The 22,269-nt window shown below is 47.3% G+C and carries 21 protein-coding genes; 12 read left to right on the forward strand and 9 right to left on the reverse strand.

Features of this window, described 5'->3' with window-relative positions:
• Positions 1–94: 94 nt before the first annotated feature.
• Both KWJ01_RS05405 and KWJ01_RS05410 read left to right on the forward strand, forming a co-directional pair.
• Positions 95–1,063 (forward strand): MoxR family ATPase, encoded by a 969-nt coding sequence (locus KWJ01_RS05405; RefSeq protein ID WP_224995402.1) that lies wholly within the window; start codon positions 95–97, stop codon positions 1,061–1,063.
• A 114-nt stretch (positions 1,064–1,177) separates the two neighbouring features.
• Complete coding sequence (locus KWJ01_RS05410) at positions 1,178–1,909, forward strand: hypothetical protein (RefSeq protein WP_224995403.1); 732 nt, start codon at positions 1,178–1,180, stop codon at positions 1,907–1,909.
• Between the two features lie 3 nt (positions 1,910–1,912).
• On the opposite strand, the gene KWJ01_RS05415 is transcribed toward KWJ01_RS05410, so the two are convergent.
• The 8 genes from KWJ01_RS05415 to KWJ01_RS05450 form a co-directional block, all read right to left on the reverse strand.
• Positions 1,913–2,167, reverse strand: coding sequence for a Rho termination factor N-terminal domain-containing protein (locus KWJ01_RS05415; RefSeq protein WP_224995404.1), 255 nt, complete (start codon positions 2,165–2,167; stop codon positions 1,913–1,915).
• A gap of 98 nt (positions 2,168–2,265) precedes the next feature.
• Complete coding sequence (locus tag KWJ01_RS05420; protein WP_224995405.1) at positions 2,266–2,697, reverse strand: hypothetical protein; 432 nt, start codon at positions 2,695–2,697, stop codon at positions 2,266–2,268.
• Positions 2,678–3,547, reverse strand: a complete 870-nt coding sequence (locus KWJ01_RS05425) for a 3-hydroxyacyl-CoA dehydrogenase family protein (RefSeq protein WP_224995406.1) — start codon at positions 3,545–3,547, stop codon at positions 2,678–2,680. Before KWJ01_RS05425 ends, KWJ01_RS05420 begins: the two co-directional genes overlap by 20 nt.
• A 179-nt stretch (positions 3,548–3,726) precedes the next feature.
• Positions 3,727–4,752, reverse strand: coding sequence for a phenylalanine--tRNA ligase subunit alpha (gene pheS / locus KWJ01_RS05430; protein WP_224995407.1), 1,026 nt, complete (start codon positions 4,750–4,752; stop codon positions 3,727–3,729).
• 160 nt (positions 4,753–4,912) lie between these two features.
• Entirely contained in the window at positions 4,913–5,596 is a 684-nt protein-coding gene (locus tag KWJ01_RS05435; RefSeq protein WP_224995408.1) for a TIGR02117 family protein, read from the reverse strand.
• 45 nt (positions 5,597–5,641) lie between these two features.
• Positions 5,642–6,130, reverse strand: coding sequence for a GNAT family N-acetyltransferase (locus tag KWJ01_RS05440; protein WP_224995409.1), 489 nt, complete (start codon positions 6,128–6,130; stop codon positions 5,642–5,644).
• 228 nt (positions 6,131–6,358) lie between these two features.
• A complete protein-coding gene (chrA, locus tag KWJ01_RS05445; protein ID WP_224995410.1) occupies positions 6,359–7,528 on the reverse strand; it encodes a chromate efflux transporter in 1,170 nt (389 codons plus the stop codon).
• 70 nt (positions 7,529–7,598) lie between these two features.
• A complete protein-coding gene (locus KWJ01_RS05450) occupies positions 7,599–8,573 on the reverse strand; it encodes an isopenicillin N synthase family oxygenase (RefSeq protein WP_224995411.1) in 975 nt (324 codons plus the stop codon).
• 119 nt (positions 8,574–8,692) lie between these two features.
• Between KWJ01_RS05450 and KWJ01_RS05455 the strand changes: the two genes are divergently transcribed.
• From KWJ01_RS05455 to gldN, 10 genes are all read left to right on the forward strand, one after another.
• Positions 8,693–9,538 carry a phosphopeptide-binding protein gene (locus KWJ01_RS05455; RefSeq protein ID WP_224995412.1) on the forward strand — a complete coding sequence of 282 codons (846 nt, stop codon included), beginning with the start codon at positions 8,693–8,695 and terminating at the stop codon, positions 9,536–9,538.
• A gap of 173 nt (positions 9,539–9,711) precedes the next feature.
• A complete protein-coding gene (locus tag KWJ01_RS28270; protein ID WP_224995413.1) occupies positions 9,712–11,415 on the forward strand; it encodes a BamA/TamA family outer membrane protein in 1,704 nt (567 codons plus the stop codon).
• Between the two features lie 58 nt (positions 11,416–11,473).
• Entirely contained in the window at positions 11,474–12,502 is a 1,029-nt protein-coding gene (locus KWJ01_RS05465) for an MraY family glycosyltransferase (RefSeq protein WP_224995414.1), read from the forward strand.
• Positions 12,489–13,652, forward strand: coding sequence for a DUF4271 domain-containing protein (locus KWJ01_RS05470; protein WP_224995415.1), 1,164 nt, complete (start codon positions 12,489–12,491; stop codon positions 13,650–13,652). Before KWJ01_RS05465 ends, KWJ01_RS05470 begins: the two co-directional genes overlap by 14 nt.
• A 31-nt stretch (positions 13,653–13,683) precedes the next feature.
• Positions 13,684–14,463, forward strand: coding sequence for a uroporphyrinogen-III synthase (locus tag KWJ01_RS05475; protein WP_224995416.1), 780 nt, complete (start codon positions 13,684–13,686; stop codon positions 14,461–14,463).
• A 103-nt stretch (positions 14,464–14,566) separates the two neighbouring features.
• Complete coding sequence (locus KWJ01_RS05480; RefSeq protein WP_224995417.1) at positions 14,567–15,517, forward strand: type IX secretion system membrane protein PorP/SprF; 951 nt, start codon at positions 14,567–14,569, stop codon at positions 15,515–15,517.
• Between the two features lie 225 nt (positions 15,518–15,742).
• Positions 15,743–16,741: an SUMF1/EgtB/PvdO family nonheme iron enzyme gene (locus tag KWJ01_RS05485; protein WP_224995418.1), complete on the forward strand. Its 999-nt coding sequence runs from the start codon at positions 15,743–15,745 to the stop codon at positions 16,739–16,741.
• 35 nt (positions 16,742–16,776) lie between these two features.
• The gene (gene gldL / locus KWJ01_RS05490; protein WP_224995419.1) at positions 16,777–17,610 is read left to right on the forward strand and encodes a gliding motility protein GldL; all 834 of its coding nucleotides are present in this window, start codon (positions 16,777–16,779) and stop codon (positions 17,608–17,610) included.
• Positions 17,611–17,660: 50 nt separating this feature from the next.
• On the forward strand, positions 17,661–19,247 hold the full coding sequence (gene gldM, locus KWJ01_RS05495) for a gliding motility protein GldM (RefSeq protein WP_224995420.1): 1,587 nt from the start codon (positions 17,661–17,663) through the stop codon (positions 19,245–19,247).
• Positions 19,248–19,270: 23 nt separating this feature from the next.
• Complete coding sequence (gene gldN, locus KWJ01_RS05500) at positions 19,271–20,164, forward strand: gliding motility protein GldN (protein ID WP_224995421.1); 894 nt, start codon at positions 19,271–19,273, stop codon at positions 20,162–20,164.
• A gap of 197 nt (positions 20,165–20,361) precedes the next feature.
• Here the strand turns inward: gldN and uvrC are convergent, their stop codons facing one another.
• Positions 20,362–22,188 carry an excinuclease ABC subunit UvrC gene (uvrC, locus tag KWJ01_RS05505; RefSeq protein ID WP_224995422.1) on the reverse strand — a complete coding sequence of 609 codons (1,827 nt, stop codon included), beginning with the start codon at positions 22,186–22,188 and terminating at the stop codon, positions 20,362–20,364.
• Positions 22,189–22,269: the final 81 nt, after the last annotated feature.

Consider the following 22,269-nt stretch of genomic DNA (forward strand, 5'->3'; position numbering starts at 1 on the left):
TTGGATATAGCGTATTGGGTATTAAAACTCTTTCTTCATTGAAAGTCTTTACTTTAGTACCCAGTACTCAATACCCAATACCCAATACTCACACATGGAGAAACGTTTTGCATCTGAGGTAGAGGCCGCCGATGGCCTGCATGAAGCTTATAAGCGACTGCAGCGGGAAGTTCAAAAAGTAATTATCGGGCAGGACGAAGTAGTAAGACTACTGCTTACCTCTATTTTCTGCCAGGGCCACAGCTTGCTTATTGGGGTACCTGGTTTGGCAAAAACGCGCCTTATCCAGACACTGGCGGCTACACTGCACCTAAGCTACAACCGTATACAGTTTACACCAGACCTGATGCCCTCCGATATCCTGGGCTCAGAAACGCTGGATAAAGATCGGAATTTTAAGTTCATCAAAGGTCCTGTGTTTGCCAATATTATTCTGGCAGATGAGATAAACCGTACCCCGCCCAAAACACAGGCAGCCCTGCTGGAGAGTATGCAGGAGTATTCTGTAACAATAGCAGGACAGGAGTTTAAGCTGGAACGTCCATTTTTTGTGCTGGCAACCCAAAACCCCATTGAGCAGGAGGGTACATACCCCCTGCCGGAAGCCCAGCTGGACCGTTTTATGTTTAATGTGCTGCTTGATTACCCGGCTTACCAGTCGGAGGTAGAGATTGTAAAGAGCACTACCACCGCCAGCCAGGCTACGGTAAACCAGATACTTACGGCCGAAGAAATTTTATTTTACCAGCAGCTGGTAAGGCAGGTGCCAATTGCCGATAATGTAATAGAATATGCTGTGAAACTGGTACACAAAACCCGGCCGGGAAGACCAGGTGCACACGAGCTAACCAATCAGTACCTTGAGTGGGGCGCCGGCCCCCGCGCATCGCAGAATATGGTGCTTGCTGCTAAGTGTAATGCCCTGCTCAATGGCAAGTACTCCCCTGATATTGAGGATGTTCAGGCTGTTGCAAAGCCAATTTTGCGCCACAGGGTGGTGCGGAACTTTAAGGCTGATGCCGAGGGTTATACGGTTGACAGCATCATTGAGCGTTTGCTGTAAATGCCCTTTTTTACAATTTGGTTGAAGTGTGGGGCTGGTTATTGAAATTTCTCCTGGTGTTGCTGTCTGTGGGTCTGTTTCTTCTTTTCCGGTCACTATTTTTTAATTAGCACTATGGAAATTCAAGCTTACCAGAAGAAATGTTATCGCCAGTACAAAAAGAGTATTGGGTATCCGGCAGAGCGTAGCTACCTGTGGGGAAATCCTGTAGAGGTTGTGGTGCCTGCAGAAACAGCTGTTGGCGGGGCTATGGTGGTAGGCTTTTATCCGCCTGCTAAAACCTACGAAATAAAAGATCAGAAAGATGTACCCCTGTACAGTGCAGATTTTCCTTACTCAGATGAGCGTTATTTTGATGGTCGTGAGATTCGCCGCATAGGGGGGAGCGAGTACCTGGATGAGGTGCTGGAAAAGCTTGGCCTGCAGCGGAGCAATAGCTGGATCACAACCCTGATAAAGGTGTATCTCTTCAGCAGCAAGGATGTAATCAAGTACAATAAGCTGGGCAACTTTAAGGTGGCGCCTGACGAATTCAATTTCAAAGAATGGGGCGAAAAGAGCCTGCCATGGCTGGAGGCAGAGGTTGCACTTGCACAGCCAAAGGTTATTTTACTGAGTGGCCTGGAAACCATCAGCCTGTTTTTTGATGTGTCGCCTACCAAGGCCAAGCACCTGATTGACGGAGAGCTTCGTGAACTGAAATTTGGCAGAAAGCGTGTGCCGGTACTGTGTTTGCAGGAGATGGAGCTGATGGTAAATAACAATAAACGGAACCCATGGCCCGAGGTATTTGAGGGCAAGGTGTTGCCTGCGGCTAAAAAAGCCCTAGCAGGCTTATCGCTCTAAAGATTAATGATTTCTCAAGGCATCAATGAGCTCATCTTTGCTCATATTTGAACGTCCTTCTATTCCTACTTCTTTTGCTTTCTGGTAAAGCTCCTCTTTAGTCCTGTCTTCATACTTTTCGCTTTTGCCTCCCTTTTTGCCTGTTTCATGAGAATCTGAATTGGCAATACGGGCAGACTTTTCTTTGCTGTATCCCTGGTTGCGCAGCGCTTCGTACTGCTTATCGTTTTTAATCTGGTTGCCGTGGTCTTTTGTCATAGCTGAACTAGTTTGCTTACAGCTATAGATACCCTTCAGCAAACAAAATTGTTACACCTAAAGCAGGGAAACAGGCAGTCAACAAAAAGCAGGCAAGGCTAATTTCTGATGATCAGGTAGTTTCCGTTCTGGTAGGTGGTGTACTGGAGCAGGGGCTGTTGGGCGGGGCCGGTGGTAACATTACCCGCTTTATCGAAGCGGGAGCCGCAGCAGTCATCTATCATGTAGAAGCCGGAGCTGTGTACCTCTACCTGGGCGCAGCTTTCCTGGGGGTGGTAGGGGCAGGTGCGCTCAAAGGCCAGGTAGCGGTTGTTGCTGTCCTTTATGATAATGAGCCCGCGCACCCCTCCGTTCATGTATATCCAGCCGTTGGTGTGTAGCTCCTGGTAGCGCAGGTCCTGCAGGTTAAACTCAACGTCTACCGTTACAAAGGGAATCTCTGTACGTGGTTCGTCTTCTGAGGAGCAGCCAGCCGCTATCAGCAGCAGAAAAGAGCACAGAACAAGGAGGTTAATCTTTATCTTCTTCATACGTATAAAACCCACGCCCACTTTTACGGCCCAGGTGGCCGGCATCTACTTTCAGCTGCTGTAATCGGCTGGGCCTGAATTTTGGTGCCTGCCAGAAGGCATCATACATAGAGGTGGTCACAGAAAAGTTAGTGTCTACCCCTATCAGGTCCATAAGCCTGAACGGCCCCATCTTAAAGCCACTGGACTCCAGCAGGTCGTCAATGGCGGCAAAATCGGCAGTGTTCTCTTCAGCCAGAAGCAGGCTTTCCACATAATAGTGGCGTGCTACCCTGTTAACGATAAAGCCTGGCGCATCTTTTGCAAGTATGGCAGTTTTTCCAAGCTTTTCTGCAAAGGCCTTGCTAAGCTTTACCACTTTGTCGCTGGTTTCTGCTCCGGCAATGATCTCAACCAGCTTCATGATATGGGCAGGATTGAAAAAATGCATGCCCACCACCCGCTCAGGGTGTTTCAGAGAAGCGGCAATGCGGGTAATGGGTATGGAAGAAGTATTGGTGGCCAGGATGGTTTCCGGTCCATTGTTTTTTTCCAGGAATTCAAAGATCTGGTGCTTTACATCCAGTCGCTCCACCACGGCTTCGATAATAAGATCTGCCTTCATGCCCTTGATGTGCACCACTGGCTCCAGCCGGCTAAGGGCTTTGTCTTTTTGCTTTCTGGTCAGCTTTTTCTTCTCAATTCCTTTGTCGAGGTTTTCCTCTATTTTTCTCATGGCAGCGGCAACCGCTTCCTGCCGTGCATCAAAAATAAGGGTGGTGTAGCCAGCCAGTGCACATACCTGGGCAATACCGAGCCCCATAGTGCCTGCGCCCACTATACCTACCGTTTTAATATTTTTTAACTGCATAAAAAATGTTTATATGAGCAGAATTAAGTATTGGAGACAATAGACAATAGACAAACTTGTATGTCTTCAGTGCATTGCGCTAACATCAGGAGCGTATGCCTGTCGTTATAAATATTCGTATTACATGATCCTTTATGGCCTGACCTAAAATACGGCTGGCTGCCTCATGCCTCATACTCCTAAATCAACGAACGGAACTGGCGCAAAAAGCGCACATCGTTTTCAGTAAATAATCGCAGGTCTTTTATTCCGTATTTGAGCATGGTAATACGCTCTATGCCCATACCAAAGGCAAAGCCGCTGTATTCTTCGGGGTCTATGCCACAATTTTGCAGCACGGCGGGATCTACCATGCCCGATCCCAAAATTTCAACCCAACCTGAGTGTTTGCAGACGTTGCAGCCTGTGCCTCCGCAAATAAGGCAGCTGATGTCCATTTCTGCGCTGGGCTCTGTGAAAGGGAAATAGGAAGGTCTGAACCGCACCTTAATATTCTGCCCGAACATTTCCTTGGCAAAATAATAAAGTGTTTGCTTAAGGTCGGCAAAGCTTACACCCTTATCTATAAACAGGCCCTCTACCTGGTGAAAAACACAGTGTGCCCGTGCCGAGATAGCCTCGTTGCGGTACACCCTGCCTGGAGAGAGGGTGCGGATAGGAGGCTTCTGACCTTCCATAACCCGTACCTGCACCGATGAGGTGTGGGTGCGCAGGGCTATATCGGGCTTCTTTTCAATGAAGAAGGTATCCTGCATTTCGCGGGCCGGGTGATTCTCGGGGAAGTTAAGGGCAGAGAAGTTGTGCCAGTCATCTTCTATCTCCGGTCCTTCGGATACGTTAAAGCCTACCCGTTCAAAAATACGGATGATCTGCCGCCTGGTAGCGGTAATAGGATGAATGCCACCCAGCGCATCTGGCCTTGGGGGCAGGGTAAGATCGGGATGTTCTTCCTGTTGCTGCTGTCCGTTCGCCTCCAGCTGGGCAATCAGGGCACTGAATTTTTCAGTTGCTGCATCTTTTAGCTCATTGATCTGCTGGCCATAGGCTTTGCGCTCTTCGGCAGGCAGATTTTTCATTTCAGCAAAAAGTGCTGCTATCATATTATTACGGCCAATGTACTGTCTCCGGAATTGTTCCAGGTCTTCTTCAGTAGATACAGTATAGCCTAAAATCTCGTCTTTTATTGCTTGCAGGTTAACAGCCATAATGAGCTAATTGCGCTTTAAACAACGAAGTTAAGAAATCTTCCGACCCTGTGCCAGTTATTTTAAATGAGTGAATAGGTCTTACTACGGAGAATTAGCTTTTGTGCCAATAGAGATCCTTAAACCTTTTGCCAGGTACTCAATACACGATACCTACTACTCACTCCTGATCCAGGTGATACATAATGCCTTTGTCGAAGGGAGTCCAGAGGGAAGTTTTTACCCCTACTTCTTTCAAACCTTCATTTACCCAGTTGTTGCAGGTGTACAGAAAGCTGTAGCTGCCCCTGGCTTCATAAAAGTTATCGAAGGCGGAGTAACCGGCATTTTTGATAAGGATAAATCTGCCATCTTCTGTTCTTTCAAAACTTTCCTGTATATACCGGGCCAGCTGCTGGTACTGCTCCGGGCTAAGAACTAACCTTCTACTGTTATTGCCAGGCACCGGGGGCCTTCTGTAATAAGTTACGTGCATGGCTGTGGGGCTGGGCCAGAGAATGGCATTTGCGGCAGTAGATAAGGTAAGGTCGCTCCATTGTGGTGTGTGCAGGTAAAAGCCTTTATCACCCCATCCAAAAGCAACATATTGAAAGCCACTATTGGCCCCGGGGTAATCCCGCAGGGGTAGGTGATTGCGCCAGTCGATGGTGGGGGTAATAACGGGAACGGTAAAATCTGCATGTACACCATTGGTGGTAATGTAGATTTCAACACCTTCTGTGGCTTGTGTGGCATTCCTGTTTGCGGGTATACAGGAGAGCAGCAGCGCTACTACTATATATAGTATAATAACACCAATAAGAGATGCCAGCAGGCTGATGAAGAGCTTGAGGAGTAGTTTCATAAAGAGATGCGCAGGAATTGTAGCATGGCTGTGGCTAAGGGTTTATTAAAGTGCCGGTGCCTGATCAGCCTGTTCCTGCTTTAGTGTCTTTTTCATGCACACGCTGTTATCCACCCCGGCATATTGCCCGTAGTTAGGGATCAGGTGATAGTTGCTTTTTTTATAGAGGGCAATGGCCTCGGGCTGTTTTTTGCCGGTTTCCAGTATTAAGGTGTGGTAGTTTAATGCTGATGCCCAACGCTCTAACTCCTGCAGAATAAGGCCTGCGATACCCTGCCCGCGATAGCTGCTCTGTACAAACATTCTTTTTACTTCGGCAACACGGTTTTCATATTCTTTGATGGCGCCACAGCCTATGGCAAAGTCGTTGTGATAGGCTACCACCACATGTTGAATTTTGTCTATCTTATTGAACTGGGCAAAAAAGGCATGTTCATCACCGTCTCTTTCTGCCAGTTCCTGATCGAGCAGGAGAACAAGCCGCCTGAAATCAGGATTTTCCGAGTCTGTTCTGGTTAATTTTAATAGGGCCATTGTGTTAATATAATTAAGAGATCAGCGAATAATCTGTTGTGGCAGGGCGGGTGTGCACGGGGTGCATATGCCTGTTAAACGTTAAGATAAAAACATTGGCCTATGCTCTGCAAGCAGTACAGGTGGTTTTAAGCTTGGTAAGGCACAGTGATTTTTAATGTAAGTAAAGCCTTACCCAAAACGGCCTGCCCAGGCGCCCTCCCCTGACCGCCTAATACCCCACACCTACTAAAATAACCAGCCTGCCAGTAAACCCACCAGCACAATCACGGCAGATGGTACCTTGGTTAACAGCAACAAACCAAAGGTAACAAGAATGCAGCCTATGTTTACCGGAGTGTTTTGGATGGGCTCAAACAGCAGAATGGCTGCGCCTATTACTAGGCCGGCACTGGCAGCATTGATACCATCGAGGGAGGCCTTCACAGGCCTGTACTGCTTTAGCCTGTTCCAGAAGCGAATCACAAAGAAAATCAGGAAGGTGCCCGGTAAAAAAATACCGGCAGCGGCTACAAAAGCTCCCAGCAGCTGCCTGCTGATGCCGCCATTCTGCATGCTCATGGCACCTATGTAGGCAGCAAAAGAAAAAGTGGGACCCGGCAGCGATTGGGCTATGCCATAGCCTGTCAGGAACTCTTCTGAAGTTAAATAACGCTTGAACTCTACAAACTCTGTATACAGCAGGGGTACCAGCACCTGGCCTCCGCCAAAAATAAGGCTGCCGTTCCGGTAAAAGTTTTCAAACAATCGTACAGGCAGTGAATTGGTAAGGCCACCCAGTACCGCAGCCGTAATAAGCACCCCGGCCCAGAGCAGAAAGTTAGACCAGTTTACCTGGAAAGGATCTTTCTCCTGCTTGGGATGCTTTTTATAATCGAAAGCGGTTACGCAGCCCGCTGCCAGCAGCAGGGCAGGAAAAACATAGGGAGTTCTTATAAAGAATGAAACCACCGCTGCCACCACCATCAAAAACAGGCTGATCTTGGAGTGTATTACTTTAAAGCTGATGCGGTAAGCAGCAAAAGCAACAAAGCCAACGGCAATGGGACGAATGTATTTGGTAAACTCGAGTGAGATATTGTGCTGTTCCAGTAAGTGAATGGCAATGGCAGCACAGGTCATGAAGGTAACACCCGGCAATACCCACACCAGCAGGGTAAGGTAGGCCAGGTTTGGTCCCCCCAGCCGAAAGCCAATGGCGGTAATGGTTTGGGTAGATGTAGGGCCGGGAAGGATCTGGCAGAGCGCATTAAGCTCAATAAGCTCCTGCTCGCTGAGGTAGCGCCTTTTGCGCACAAAAATATCGAACATCATGGCAAAATGTGCCTGAGGTCCGCCAAATGCACTTAAGGCAAAAAAGAATACGTCTTTTAGAAAAATATAATGCCTGAGGCTCATAAGACTGAACCTTCAGGCATTATACATAAGCTATACCGTTGATGCCCGCGCTGTGGCATAGGCTAAGCAATTACTTTTTACGAAGTCCGATTTCGGCCAGGCGCTGATCCAGGAACTCACCGGCAGTAATATCTTCGTACTGCTTGGGGTTGCTGGCATCTATACAGTTCGGCAGCACCGTTAGGTCCATTTCGGAGCGTGGGTGCATAAAGAAAGGTATAGAAAAGCGGCTGGTATTCATTTTTTCCCGTGGCGGATTTACTACCCGGTGAATGGTGCTCTTGAGGCGGTCGTTGGTATGGCGGGCAAGCATATCGCCCACGTTTACTACTACCTGCTCTGGCAGTGCGGTAATGGGTATCCACTGGCCATCGCGGCGCAATACCTGCAGTCCGTCTGCACTGGCACCCATCAGCAGGGTAATCAGGTTAATGTCGCCATGCTCGGCAGCACGCACGGCATCAGATGGTACCTCATCGGGGTTTTCAATAGGGTAGTAGTGGATGGGGCGTAAAATGCTGTTACCGTTACGTACCTTATCTTCAAAGTAATGCTCATCGAGCTCCAGGAACAGGGCAATGGCCTGCAGCATGTGCTTGCCGGCTTTCTCCAGGGTTTTGTAGGCGGTAACACACACCTCTTCCATTTCCGGTACTTCGGCTGGCCAAACGTTATCGGGGTATTGGCTGCGAACGGTATCCTCGCCTTCTACCTCCTGACCCACGTGGTAGAACTCCTTCAGGTCGCCGGTATTGCGGCCCTTGGCATGCTCCTTACCTTTTGGGGTATAGCCCCGCTGGCCTGCCAGCTCAGGGCGGTGGTACTTCATTTTTACCTCGTCTGGCAAGGCAAAAAACTTCTTGATGGTGCTGTAGAGCCGCTCGGTCAGTGCATCACTCAGGCCGTGGTTTTTGATGGCCACAAAACCAATGCTCTGATAGGCTTTGCCCAGCTCCTGTACAAAGCGTTGTTTCCGTGCAGGATCTCCGCTTAAAAAATCTGCGAGGTCCAGCGAAGGTACCTCATCGTACAATACCTGACTCATAAATTTCTTCTCGTTTCTTTCCCTAATTAAGATCAGTGCTGCAAAGTACTAATTTTTCAAACAAATTTGATTTTAATTACTTTTGCTAAAGAGTATAAGTATTCAACCAAAGGACAGTTATGAAAAAGACGTTATTATTTTCCTGCCTGGTGGCAGGAGCCATGTTTACAGCCTGCGATTCCGGCTCCAACCAGGGAGCTGAAAATACCGCCGATACTACAGCCACTACCAACACTACAGGGCAAGCAGGTACAACCGGTTCCATAGGTCTGGAGAAAGCAGAAAACTCGCCTGAATTTCCGGATGCCATGCTGGAGCAGACTCAGCCAGAGAATGGTGCAAAGCTACCCTCGGGCCCTGTAACATTTCAGTATAACATCAAAAACTACGAACTCACTAAAATGACAGAAAGCGAGCATGCCAACATGCTTGCCAATTCAGAAAAAGGTCAGCACATACACCTGATTGTTGATAATGAGCCTTATGATGCGCTCTATGAAACAACCTACCAGAAAGAACTGAGCGATGGTCATCATGTGGAGCTTTCTTTCCTGAGCCGCTCTTATCATGAAAGTATCAAAACACCCGAGGCATATGTGTTAAGGCAGTTTACAGTAGGTAATGCTCCGCAAAGCGAGCAAATAGACCTGAATGCACCGCATATGTTCTACAGCCGCCCTAAAGGCGATTATACAGGTAAAGATACCGAAAGAATTATGCTGGACTTTTACCTGGTAAACACCGAGCTGTCGGAGAATGGAAAGAAAGTGCGTGCTACCATTAACGGCCAGGAGTTTATGATCACCGACTGGAAGCCATACCACATTACAGGTTTACCAATGGGAGAGACTACTATTAAGCTAGAGCTGCTGGATGAAAATGGAAACCTGGTGCAAAGCCCTTATAACCCGGTTACCCGCACCATTAACCTGAAAAGTGGCAATGAGCAGGCCATGGCCCATTAATTTTATACATTGTACAAGGCTTATGGTATCATAATTGAGCACTACAACTCTGCATTTTTTGAGCCATACACCTTAAACAATAAATTTATACTACACCCCAAACAAAGGCGCACAATAGAAGTGCGCCTTTGCTGTTTATAAAGGGTTGCCGCAAAATTTGTTAATTAGGGGCAGTGAAAATATTAGCAACGATAGCATTTAGCCTCTTACTCCTGGCTGCACTCCCTGTTTGTGGCCAGCATGTGCTGCAAATAAAGCCCTTTGCCCCGGCAGATGCTCCGATACTTGCCAGGTACCGGTACCAGCGCCAGCAGCCAGATTCGCTGGCAGCCCTGCAGGAAGCTCACCTTTTGCTGCAGCAGCTCTATGCCGATGGTTACTTACTGGCCCGCTTTACAAGTTTACAGCAAGGCTCCGATAGCACATTGGTGAGCATAGCAGCAGCTGAGCCCTATAGCTGGCTGAGCTTAAACAGGGGAAATGTAGAGGAGCGCCTGTTGCAGGAGGCCGGCTACCGGGAGCGCTTTTACAGGCAAAAGCCTTTCTCCTACAAACAGGTGGCCCGCCTGATGCAGCGCCTGGTGCAGCTGTCTGAAAATAAAGGATATCCTTTTGCGCTGGTACGGCTCGATTCCCTGCAGATCAGTGAAAACAGCATAGCTGCAGCACTCTATTATGAACCGGGGCCCTACATCACATTCGATTCGCTTCAGATACAGGGCGAGGTACGTATAAAACAGCGCTTTCTGGCAGCTCACCTGGGTGTTATACCGGGAGCTCCTTTTAGCCAGCAGCGCATAGAAGAGGCCCTGCAGCATTTAGAGGAGCTTCCTTACATCAGGCTTAGCGATGCCCCGGCTTTAAGTTTCCAGAACCGCCAGGCAAGGCTGCTGCTTAATCTAAGACGGCAACCGGCTAACCGCATCGACGGGATCCTGGGCATGCAAAGCAGGCCCACCGGCGGTATTTTACTTACCGGCCAGCTCGACTTGTTTTTGCAGAACCCTTTTGGCGGCGGCAAAACCATTGCCGTTAACTGGCAGCGGCTAAATGAGGAGTCGCAACAGCTGGATCTGGCCTATAGGCACCCTTACCTGCTAAGCTCTCCTGTAACACTTGTGCTGGAGGGCAATCTTTTGAAAGAACAGGAGCAGTTCCTGAACAGAAGTGCAAGGGTGGCATTGCAGGCCCGGCAAAAAGCTGGTTTACTGCTTAGCCTGGAGTACCAGTTTAAAGATACACGCCTGCTGGATGATGCCAGGGGTGCAAACCTTGCCAGTTTCAGGGTGCATAAGTACGGCATCAGGGGAGAGTACAAAAAACTGGATAACCACCTGCTGCCCCGGCAGGGAGTTGTGTTGGGGGCGGGGGTGCTGGCAGGGCCCAAGCATATCTCGCGCATGGCCGATGGCAGTACCGATAATCTGGGTACCAATCTGCAGCTAACCGCTGCACTGGATGCTCAAAGCTACTGGCCGCTGGCTGCCAGAACAGTACTTGCCTTAAAGGCAAATGGGGCGTTGCTGTACGATGAAAACCTGTTCCTGCCCGACCTTTATCGCCTGGGTGGGCTGCAGTCTGTCAGGGGCTTTCGGGAAAAATCACTTTTTGCCAGTAAATATGCGTTGCTTCAGACAGAAATCAGGCAGCAGCTTGGAAACTCTTCTTATGTTTTTCTGTTTTATGACCTTGGACTGCTGCAGTACAAGCTGCCTGCTACAAGCTACCGCGACTGGCCCATGGGTGCCGGTGCAGGGCTAAGTCTGCAGGCCGGAACCGGCCAGTTTAGTCTGGTGTATGCCCTTGGGCATCAGCAAAATCAGACAATTTCATTAAAAAACTCACAAGTGCATTTTGGATACACTAGTCGCTTCTGATATGTTTTGTGATGAGGGAAATTAGTACTATTTTTGATCTTGCAACAAAGCCACCTCTATGTACCTGAGTCTGCTGATCGCATTCGTGTGGGCCCTGATTGTTTCGCTATTTACCGTTCCTTCAGTTATACACATCAGCCATACAAAAAAGCTTCTTGATGAACCAAACCACCGTACCATCCACGAGATGCTAACGCCTCGTTTGGGAGGGCTTGCCATCTTTGCAGGCTTTATGTCTGCCGTTACCATTTTTGGTAAATTTGGCGATGGTGTTCAACAGTTGCTGGCTGGCTGTATCGTTATGTTTTTTATAGGCATCAAAGATGATATCATCACGGTATCTGCCTTTAAGAAATTCTTCGGTCAGATCGTAGCCACTTTTATTGTTATGTTCATGGGCGACATCCGCATTACCAGCCTTCAGGGCTTTATGGGGGTGTATGAGCTTGAGCTGGGCATCAGCTATGCTTTTACATTCCTGGTAATTGTGGGCATTACCAATGCTATTAACCTTATCGACGGGCTCGACGGGTTGGCCGGTACCATCATACTGGCTATATCGCTTTGCTTTGGAACCTTCTTCTATTTCTACAGCATAGAGTATGCCTTTGTGGCTTTTTGTCTTGCCGGTGGTATCCTGGGCTTTCTGCGTTATAATATGTACAAGGCCCGTATCTTTATGGGCGATACCGGTTCGCTGCTTTCCGGCTTTGTGATAGCGGTGCTCTCTATAAAGTTTATGGAAATACAGGCGGTACCTGCTGCGCCCGCCACTGCAGTTGCTGTTTTATTCATTCCGGTATTCGATACCCTGCGTGTGTTTGCCATACGCATCAGCCGGGGCCGTTCGCCTTTTTCTCCGGATAAGAATCACCTGCACCACCGCTTCCTGGCCCTGGGGCTGCCGCAGATCATGGTGGTAACGCTTATGCTGATGATGAACATGGGGATGATTGTGATAACTATTCTGTTTTCTGAGTGGGGCAGCACAGTGCTGCTGTTAACCCAAGTAGGACTGGCGGTGTCTATCAGTATTTTATTGGAAGTGTTTGGCAGAGGGGAAGCTAAAGTGTATGCTAAAGCGTAGCGCAAGACTTTTACTATTGTTTTTATTGTTGTCGGTTCCGGCATTGGCCCAGTTGCTGCAGGTGCAGGGGCGCCAGTATGCACTTGTGCATAACCTAAAGGCAGATTTGCTGGTGTACGATGATGATTACGAAACCTACCTGCCCTATGTAAGGGGTACTCCTTTTCCCTCCAATGCTGCAAATTTCTGGCTGCCGCTGCGCCAGTACCAGAGTTATTTATTGCTGGTTGGCGCTTCCGAGGGATCTTCTCTGCTGATCAATCAAAATGTAGTAGCGCATTATGATAAGGCAGGATCATGGGTATATGCCATGGATAGCCTGCGCACCCTATATGGCGATAGTTGCCTTGTTACGCTCTACCGGCAGCCCCTGTCGCTAGACGAGGCGCAAATTGCTGTGGTGGGGCAGCAAACCCTGCCTGTTGTGGAAAGTCACGTAGGGGAACAGTTCCTTCGAGTGCAGGAGCGCCCCTCGCGCAGTTTCGATGACTTTTTTGTGCTGGTGCTTATTGTGCTGATGGCAGGCCTGGCGGTAATGCGCAACCTCTTTCCGCGGGTCTTTCAAAGCTATTATAACCTGGGAGAAGTGCTTACCACAAGGCCTTCATTCAATTCTGCTTTTGCCTATAAGCTGGGCGGGCCCGGGCAACTGTTCTTTATAGTGCTTTACAGTGGGCTTTTTGGCTTTTTGCTGATGGTGCTGCTGAATGCTGCAGGTTACTGGCCGGAGTTAGGCTGGTTAGGTCCGGAGGCCAGCTTTGGAACCTATTTCTGGACCTGGCTGCGGTTAACCGGTCTTGTATTGCTGCTGCAGCTGGTAAAATATTTTATGCTGCAGATAACAGCAGGTGTATTCAACTTTCAGGGATTTGCCGCTGTTCACTATTTCGATTTTCTGCGTGTATCCCAAATGTTTTTCTCGGTTCTGCTGGCTGCGGTGGCGGTTGTTTTTCTAAGCCTGCCCCTGCAGATATCTGTGGGTGCCGAAATTCTGCTAAAAGTGCTGTTAGTATTTGCGTTACTGCGTATTGGGCTGATCTTTTTTAAGCTAATGCAATTAGCCGAGTTTAGAAAAACCTATTTATTTTCGTACCTTTGCGCCACAGAAATACTGCCGCTTTTGGTTGGTCTTAAACTATTAATAGACTAGCCATTCTTTCTGAGCAAACAGCTTAAACTGTATGACAAACAAGGAAAAAGAGCCTAAACTAAAAGAAGTCCGGAGCATTCTCGTATCTCAGCCTAAGCCCAGCGACAGTAAATCTCCCTACTACCAGCTGGCAGAGAAGTATAATCTAAAGGTAGACTTTAGACCCTTCATTCAGATAGAGCCTGCAGACCTGAAAGACTTCCGCAAACAAAAGGTTGATATACTGGCGCACACTGCCGTTATTTTTACCAGCCGTAATGCTGTGGATCACTTCTTTCGCCTGGCTCAGGAGAGTAAAGTAGAGATACCGGCAGATATGAAATATTTTTGCATATCGGAGCAAACCTCCAATTACCTGCAGAAATACATTGTAGTGCGTAAGCGTAAGGTATTTACCGGCTTTAAAACAGCAAATGATCTTATTGAGATCATTAAAAAGCATAAAAACGAGAAATACCTTTTCCCATGCTCTGATATTCGCAAAGAAGATATACCAGAGTTTATGGAAGCCAACAATATTGCCTATACTGAGGCGATCATATACCGCACCGTTGCCAGCAATCTTTCAGACCTGGCCGATGTAAACTATGATATCATTGCTTTTTTCAGCCCATCGGGAATTAATTCGCTATTTGTGAATTTTCCTGATTTCAAGCAGAAAGAAACCCGAATTGCTGCATTTGGTCCAACAACGGCAAAAGCAGTGCGGGATGCAGGCCTACACCTTGATATTGAGGCTCCGCAACCAAATGCACCTTCCATGACGGGAGCGCTGGAGCTCTATATTAAGAAGGCTAATAAAATAAAATAGGAAATATTACATTCTTAAGGTAAATATTCTGCACATTTTTAAATTGCAATAAATCCGGTTTTTCCGGATTTTTCGTTTATATTAAATGCAGATCATTAGGCCTATGCGCAAGATATACTATTTCCTGATTGCCATTTTTTCTTTGGGTGGCGGAGAATTGCTGGCTCAGCAGGAAGCTCAGTTTACGCAATATACTTTCAACCCTCTGTATTATAACCCTGCCTATGCAGGTGTTGAGGGGTTAACCAAAATCACAGCCGTGCACCGCACCCAGTGGGCAAACTATGGTTATGGTAATCCTATTTCGCAGGTGGTGAGCTTTACAACCCCTATATACCGCTTGAGCAGTGGCTTTGGTACTCACTTTGTGCAAGACAGGGCGGGGCCGGTGTCTACCTTGCAGCTGCAGGGTTCTTATGCTTATCATCTCCATTTAAAAGAGCTTAGAACCAAGCTGAGCTTTGGTGCCCGTTTTGGTGCTGTAGCAAAATCTATAGACGAAGGACGGTTTGAACCAAACGATATTGATGATCCGCTGTTAAAGTTAGGCCAGGCTTACGAAATACAGCCAGACTTTGGTGCAGGTGTGTATGTACAGTCTTCTAAAATATTTGGAGGGGTTTCGTTTAGTCACCTGGTGAAAAGTGAATTTCAATATGCAAATGATCTTGCCACCAACCCGCTTGAGAACCATATGTATGTGTTGTTTGGTTATGACTACGAGTACGGCCGTAAAGTGATCATTACTCCATCCTTACTGGTGCAGTCTGATTTTAATACATATAACTTTACCCTTTCCGCGATAGGTAACATTGATGATAAATATTGGGCAGGATTATCTTTCAGGCAGGGGGAATCTATAAACATAATTACGGGTTATAGCGTACTAAAAGACAAATCATTACGTTTTGGCTACTCTTTTGATTATGTGGTAAAAGGACGGGATGCAAAATCAGGCGCGGGTTCGCATGAAGCATTGATAACCTATACAATGCCTCAGGCTAAGCCTAACAGAAAAAAAATTATTCGTGATCCAAGATTTAGGCACGAATAAGCCAATAACAGTCAGGTTGTTGCGTTATAAAAGATAAGAATAGACAGGTGTGTTAATTTTTCTACAATTCCGGTTAAATATTACAAGCTACAGATTTTGACTGGTATTGACAGGTATAGAATAAGTAGACCGCATAATTTTGGGTCTACAGGTGCTAAATAGATGTTAAACAAAAAAGGTGTTATGATTAAAGTGCTATCCCTCAGGAAAGCTATTACCTACTGTATGTTAATAGCTACAGCAGCTACAGTGCAAAGCTGCGGCCTGTTCGGTGGTGGAGCCGGAGAAGATTACGGCGAGCTGGTGGGTGTTCAAGGCCGCGAAGGCTGGGTAATGACCGTTCCTTACGGAATGGTGGTTGTGCCAGCTGGTACGTTCCACATGGGACAGGCCGAAGAAGACATTGCCGCTACGCAGATTAACTTCAACAAGCAGATCACTATCGGCAGCTTCTACATGGACGATACCGAAATTACAAACAATGAGTATCGTCAGTTCATCATGTCCATGATCGAGGACTCTGTGAGCACGCTTGGCGAAGATTTCATCTTTAATGAATTGTATCCTGATACAACCGTGTGGATGAAAGACTTTACCCACCACATGGGCGATCCGCTTACAGAATATTACTATTTGCATCCTGCGTTCGACGACTATCCTGTTGTTGGTGTTGACTGGGTTGCAGCAAAAACCTTCTCTCAGTGGCGTACCGATTACCTGAACGCTTACCGTGTAAGCCAGGGTGAGTTTGTAATGCCAAGCTTCCGCCTACCATCTGAAGCTGAATGGGAATATGCCGCACGTGGCGGCCGCGATATGGCAACCTACCCCTGGGGTAACCCTTACATCCGTAACGCCAAAGGCTGTATGCTGGCAAACTTTAAGCCAGGCCGCGGTAACTATTACGACGATGGTTTCGCCTATACCTCTCCGGTGCAGTCTTACTTCGCTAACGACTTTGGCCTTTACGATATGGCCGGTAACGTATCTGAATGGTGCGAAGATGCCTTCAACCCAGCATCAGTACCCCTGGTATGGGACCTTAACCCTACCTATTTCGACGAAACTGAACCACGTAAAGTAATTCGTGGCGGTTCCTGGAAAGACGTGTCTTACTTCCTGCAAACAGGTACTCGCAGCTTTGAGTACCAGGATTCGGCCCGCTCTTACATTGGCTTCCGTTGTGCCATGACTCACATTGGCCGTTCAAGACAAGATTTCTAAAAAAGCTTCATCATAAAACCCTAACCCATACTAAAATGAGCAGAAAGAAAGGTGGATTCATGAACCTCCTCTATGGTTCTATCATGCCCAAAGTTTACGGCATTGGTGCCGCAGTAGTAATCATTGGTGCACTCTTCAAAATCCTTCACTTAGAAGGTGCGAACGAAATGTTGTTTGTAGGTCTCTTAACAGAAGCGATCATATTCTTCCTTAGTGCTTTTGAACCTAAGCATAACGACCCTGACTGGTCACGCGTTTATCCTGAGCTGGCTGAAGACTGGGATGGTGAGCCTGCAGGTCGTCTGGCTGTACAAAATAACAGTGGCAATGGTTCTGTTACTAAAAAGCTAGACCAAATGCTGGAAAGCAACAAAATTGGTCCAGAGCTTATCCAAAGCCTTGGTCAGGGTATGCAGCAGCTGGCTGTTAATGCCAAACAAATGGCTAACCTTGGTAATGCAGCTGTTGCTACCGAAGAGTATGCTAACAATGTACGTGGCGCTTCTAAGTCGCTGGTAGAAATGAACAAATCTTACGGAGCTACTGTTGAGGCAATGTCTGCCATGGCAAGCGCCAGCAAAGATGCCAAAGAATACCACAACCAGGTACAAAGCGTTACCAAGAACCTTGGTGCACTTAATGCAGTGTACGAAATGGAACTTCAGGATGCCAACAGCCACGTTAAGGCAATGAACAAGTTCTATGCAAGCATTTCCAGCGCTATGGATAACATGTCGCAGGCTAGCAAAGAAAGTGAGCAGTTCAAGAAAGAGCTTTCAGCCCTTACTACTAACCTAAGCTCACTGAACAATGTATATGGCAGTATGCTGACTGCTATGCGTGGTGGTGGCGGACAGCAAGCCCGCTAATTCTCTCCTTAATCAATTTAGCAGGTACCTAAAACCTTAAAAAAAGAAAAATGGCAGGAGGAAAAGAAACACCCAGGCAGAAGATGATCGGCATGATGTACCTGGTGCTGACAGCCCTGCTCGCCTTGCAGGTGAGCAACACAGTACTCGAGAAGTTCATCTTCATTAACCGAAGCCTGGAAAGCACAGTTGCCGAATCAAATTCAGGAAACTCTCAGGTAGTAGCCCGAATTCAGAAACAGGTAGACGAACAGGGAAACCGTAAAGCCGACGTAGCAGTTTTAGATAAAGCCCGTGAAGTTCGCGAGCGCACTCAAAAAGTGATTGCAGAACTAAACGAGCTTAAAACACAAATTGTTGAAGGAACTGGTGGCGTAGACGAAGACGGTGTATCTCCAAAGAACATCAGTGACGAGGAATACCTTGCCAACCTGATGATCAATAAAGGAAAAGGCGAAGAGCTGAAAAGCATGCTGAATGATTATGCAGCTTTTCTTCAGCAAAAGGCTGGTGTAAAGGTAGATCCAATCGCTTACAGCGGTTCTGAACACCCAATCTTTGCAAACAACCCTAACCAGAACAACAAGAGCTTTGCTGAGCTTAACTTCGCGCAAACGCCACTTGTAGCTGGTCTGGCAACCATCACACAATTCGAAACTGAAGTACTGATGCGTGAGCAGGTAGTGCTTGACGAACTGGCCCGCAGTGTAGGTGCACAGGACGTGAAGTTCGACAAAATTGTGCCAATGGTACGTCCGGAAGCTAAAGTAGTAGCAGCTGGTACTAAATATGTAGCAGACATGTTTATCGCCGCTTCTTCTTCCAGCATCAACCCCGATATGTTTGTGAACGGTAAAAAAGTACCGGTAGCAGATGGTTTCGGTAAAGTTGAGTTCCCGGCTACAGCCAGCAACTACGATGCAGAAGGTTTGTCTAAGCAAACTTACAAAGCAGAGATTAAAGTAACCCTTCCTGGTGGTAAGGATACTACATATACCAACAACATTGAGTATTTTGTAGCGAAGCCGGTAATTCAGGTGCAGTCTGCATCAGTACAGGCGCTTTACCTGCAGTGCGGTAACGAACTTAACGTTCAGGTACCAGCGCTGGGTAACAACTACCAGCCAAACTTTACTGCAGAAGGTGCAACAGCAATTGAAGGCAACAAGCGTGGTGTAGTTGTAGTGGTACCAAACTCTAAAAACGTTAAACTAAACGTTAGCAGCGGCGGTACTTTCATTGGCAGCGAAAACTTCAGCGTACGTCTGGTGCCTAAGCCAGAGATCATCCCAACAGATGGTGGCCGTGAGCTTGACCAGAAAACTGGTATCAAAGCTTCGCAGTTAGGCCGTCTGGTAATGAGAGCCGATGCTGACGCCAGCTTTAAAGAGTTCTTACCTAATGACGCTAACTTCCGTGTAACAGGTTATACAGTATACCTGGCACGTGGTAACCGTCCTGTTGAACAGCAAAAAGTAAGTGGTCCTGAAGTAAACCTTCGTCAGTGGGCTGCAAAAGCTAAAGGTGGAGACAGGATTGTAATTGAAGTGAATGATGTGAAGCGTATGAACTTCAAGAAAGAAGTTCTGGATGTACCAATGGGTACTAAAACCTTCACCATTCCGATAAACGACTAATGATTTTTGTTAAATAGGTGTATATGAAAAGATTTTGGTACATAGGTGCATTTGCGCTCTTCCTGGCAGTTACCAGCCCCGTAGTAGCACAGGAAAGGAGCATGGAGTACAATGAGAACTCCGTACGTCCTATCCGCGAATCGGATATCCTGCTGAAAAAACGGGTATGGCGTCGCATCGACTTAAAAGAAAAGCAGAATAAGCCTTTCTTTGCCTTCAATAACGAGATCAGCAAGATTTTGATTGAAGCTGTAAAGGCTGGTGTTCTGACGCCTTATCAGAATGACTCGCTGAAGACACGTATGTCGCGCGAAGACTTCATTGCAAACCTGCAAATGCCTGATACAGGTGGCGGGTTAACAGAGGAAGAAAAAGCAATGGGCTTTAGCCAGGAAACAAACAGCGGCTGGGATACAAACAGCGGCTGGGGTAACAATGGTGCAGCCAATGCTAACAATAATGCCAATGCTGGTACTGGAACTGCAGCTCCTGCAGCGCCTGCTGCTAATGAGTTCCTGCCACGCCAGATTACGGTTCTTGAGCTTATGGAAGATATGATCTTCGATAAACGCCGCAGCCGTTTATACTGGGATGTTTTAGCTGTTAAGCTTGTAATTCCTGCTTCTGAATTTGAAACAGGCTTATTACGCGAGGTGGCTGTATTCAAGTATAAAGATGTGGAAGCGTTATTCCGCAGCATGCCGGGCGAAGCCATCTGGTTTAACCCGCATAACAGCGCCGCTCATATGAACCTTGCCGACGCTTTTACATTACGCCTGTTTAATGGTAGAATCATTAAGGTGGCTAACCCTGATGACTCACAGCTAATCGATATCTACGAAGGTAAAGGTCTGATGGCCTCCCAGTGGATAGAGATGCAGCTCCTGGAAATGGAGCACGAACTTTGGGAATTTTAATGCACATTCATAACATCTATCAGAAAGAGCCACCATATTGGTGGCTCTTTTTTTTGTAGTTAATGCAAAGTTTGCTTTAGGTGAAATCACCACCATTCCTGTTTTATCTGACAGATCCCCGCCTGCGCGGGGATGACGATTAAGGAGCAATTAACGCTGATGCTAATCCTTAACGCACATTACATTAAAGTAGGGTATTATTTACTGTCTTCGGATGGCACCTCACCGGGTGCTTGTGTTAATGCATCTTTTACACGCTGGGCTTTATCTTTGCCAACAATCTTGCTTACTTCTTCAAAAGGGGCCTCGCGTATATGCTGTACGGTGCGGAAATGCTGCAGCAGCCGGGTAACAGTTGTTTCGCCTATGCCTGATATACTCTCCAGCTGGCTGGTAAAGGCAGCTTTGCTCCTTTTCTGGCGGTGGTGCGTAATGGCAAAGCGGTGTGCTTCGTCGCGTATGCGCTGTAACAGCATAAGCGATTCAGACTTTTTATCAATGTGAAGGGGGTACTGGTCTTCGGGGAAGTACAGTTCCTCCAGCCTTTTTGCAATGCCTATAATGGGTATCTGCCCGTAAACACCAATCTCCTTCAGGGCATCTGTTGCTGCACTGAGCTGGCCTTTGCCACCGTCAATAACTATAAGATCGGGCAGGGGCATTTCTTCCTCTACCAGCTTTCTGTACCGGCGCCCAACCACCTCGTGCATGGAGGCAAAATCGTTGGGGCCTATTACAGTTTTAATGTTGTAGTGCCTGTATTCTTTTTTAGCGGGCTTACCGTTAATAAAGCACACCATAGCAGCTACCGGGTTGGTGCCCTGTATGTTAGAGTTATCGAAACACTCAATCCGCAGCGGAGCGTTCTTCAGCGATAAGTCTTTCTGGAGCTGCAGTACAACGCGGTGAGGCTTATTGCGCTGATCCTCCAGGGTGCTCATGCGCTCCTTCTTAAAGTACATTACGTTCTTGAGCGAAAGCTCTACAAGCTTGCGCTTATCGCCTATTTTAGGTACCGATATATGGAGGTCCTGCACCTCTATTTCCAGTGGTATGTTGGTAATGATCTCACGGGTATTGCTGTTGTAGCGGCTGCGCATCTCTACCATGATCAGGGCCAGAATATCTGCATCTGTTTCTTCCAGCTTTTTCTTAACCTCCACGGTTTTGGTTACCGTTATGGCACCGTTAATTACCTTGAGGTAATTGATAAAGGCACATTTCTCATCAGAAGTAATGGCAAAAACATCTACATCGGCAATGTTAGGATTTACCACCAGCGATTTAGCCTGGTACTTTTCCAGCAGCTCATACTTTTCTTTGTAGCGCTGGGCCTGCTCAAACTCAAGCTGGCTGGCAGCCTCCTGCATACGCTCTTTAAAGTACTGGCGGGGCTGCGACAGGTGGCCTTTTAAAATGTACTCGGCCTGCTCTATATCTCTGTTATACTCTTCTTCCGAAACCAGGTTTTCGCAGGGGCCTTTACAATTGCCAATGTGGTACTCCAGACATACTTTAAATTTTCCTTTCCGGATATTGTCTTCTGAAAGGTTAAGGCTGCAGGTACGGATATGATAGAGGCTCCGGAGCAGGTAAAATACATTATTCATGGCCTTTACAGAGGCAAAGGGGCCGTAGTAGGTGCCGAGGCCAGGTTCAAACCTTCTGATGGCTATAATGCGCGGAAAACGCTCGCTAGTTACGCAGATGTAGGGGTAGCTTTTATCATCGCGCAGCAAAATGTTGTACTTGGGCTGGTTTTCCTTGATAAGTGTGTTTTCGAGCAGCAGCGCCTCAAACTCGTTGTTCACTATGGTGAACTCGATGAAGCGTATTTCTGATACCAGCTTGCGCGTTTTCCGGTCTACACCGGTTTGTTTAGAGAAATAACTGCTAACCCGCTTTTTCAGGCTTTTGGCTTTACCTACATAAATAAGCCGGCGGTCTTCATCATAGTATTTATAAATGCCCGGCTCTAGAGGCAGCAGGCCAATCTGGTCGGGGGTGTAGTAAGATGCTTGCATACAGAAGCCTAAAAAAAGAAAAACTTTTACAGCTGGCAGGTAACCAGCTGTAAAAGTTTACTAAAATACGCTTTAAAAGTT

The organism is Cesiribacter sp. SM1 (assembly GCF_020178975.1).
In the GTDB taxonomy this organism is placed as follows: Bacteria; Bacteroidota; Bacteroidia; order Cytophagales; family Cyclobacteriaceae; genus Cesiribacter.

What these genes read in the sequence shown, in the direction of transcription:
- KWJ01_RS05480 (WP_224995417.1), top strand. Translation starts at nt 14,567, where the DNA reads ATGCGCAAGATATACTATTTCCTGATTGCCATTTTTTCTTTGGGTGGC.
- KWJ01_RS05435 (WP_224995408.1), bottom strand. Translation starts at nt 5,596, where the DNA reads ATGAAACTACTCCTCAAGCTCTTCATCAGCCTGCTGGCATCTCTTATT.
- KWJ01_RS05410 (WP_224995403.1), top strand. Translation starts at nt 1,178, where the DNA reads ATGGAAATTCAAGCTTACCAGAAGAAATGTTATCGCCAGTACAAAAAG.
- KWJ01_RS05415 (WP_224995404.1), bottom strand. Translation starts at nt 2,167, where the DNA reads ATGACAAAAGACCACGGCAACCAGATTAAAAACGATAAGCAGTACGAA.
- KWJ01_RS05405 (WP_224995402.1), top strand. Translation starts at nt 95, where the DNA reads ATGGAGAAACGTTTTGCATCTGAGGTAGAGGCCGCCGATGGCCTGCAT.
- gldL (WP_224995419.1), top strand. Translation starts at nt 16,777, where the DNA reads ATGAGCAGAAAGAAAGGTGGATTCATGAACCTCCTCTATGGTTCTATC.
- KWJ01_RS05440 (WP_224995409.1), bottom strand. Translation starts at nt 6,130, where the DNA reads ATGGCCCTATTAAAATTAACCAGAACAGACTCGGAAAATCCTGATTTC.
- KWJ01_RS05470 (WP_224995415.1), top strand. Translation starts at nt 12,489, where the DNA reads ATGCTAAAGCGTAGCGCAAGACTTTTACTATTGTTTTTATTGTTGTCG.
- gldN (WP_224995421.1), top strand. Translation starts at nt 19,271, where the DNA reads ATGAAAAGATTTTGGTACATAGGTGCATTTGCGCTCTTCCTGGCAGTT.
- KWJ01_RS05485 (WP_224995418.1), top strand. Translation starts at nt 15,743, where the DNA reads ATGTTAATAGCTACAGCAGCTACAGTGCAAAGCTGCGGCCTGTTCGGT.
- KWJ01_RS05475 (WP_224995416.1), top strand. Translation starts at nt 13,684, where the DNA reads ATGACAAACAAGGAAAAAGAGCCTAAACTAAAAGAAGTCCGGAGCATT.
- KWJ01_RS05420 (WP_224995405.1), bottom strand. Translation starts at nt 2,697, where the DNA reads ATGAAGAAGATAAAGATTAACCTCCTTGTTCTGTGCTCTTTTCTGCTG.
- uvrC (WP_224995422.1), bottom strand. Translation starts at nt 22,188, where the DNA reads ATGCAAGCATCTTACTACACCCCCGACCAGATTGGCCTGCTGCCTCTA.
- chrA (WP_224995410.1), bottom strand. Translation starts at nt 7,528, where the DNA reads ATGAGCCTCAGGCATTATATTTTTCTAAAAGACGTATTCTTTTTTGCC.
- KWJ01_RS05450 (WP_224995411.1), bottom strand. Translation starts at nt 8,573, where the DNA reads ATGAGTCAGGTATTGTACGATGAGGTACCTTCGCTGGACCTCGCAGAT.
- gldM (WP_224995420.1), top strand. Translation starts at nt 17,661, where the DNA reads ATGGCAGGAGGAAAAGAAACACCCAGGCAGAAGATGATCGGCATGATG.
- KWJ01_RS05425 (WP_224995406.1), bottom strand. Translation starts at nt 3,547, where the DNA reads ATGCAGTTAAAAAATATTAAAACGGTAGGTATAGTGGGCGCAGGCACT.
- KWJ01_RS05455 (WP_224995412.1), top strand. Translation starts at nt 8,693, where the DNA reads ATGAAAAAGACGTTATTATTTTCCTGCCTGGTGGCAGGAGCCATGTTT.
- KWJ01_RS05465 (WP_224995414.1), top strand. Translation starts at nt 11,474, where the DNA reads ATGTACCTGAGTCTGCTGATCGCATTCGTGTGGGCCCTGATTGTTTCG.
- pheS (WP_224995407.1), bottom strand. Translation starts at nt 4,752, where the DNA reads ATGGCTGTTAACCTGCAAGCAATAAAAGACGAGATTTTAGGCTATACT.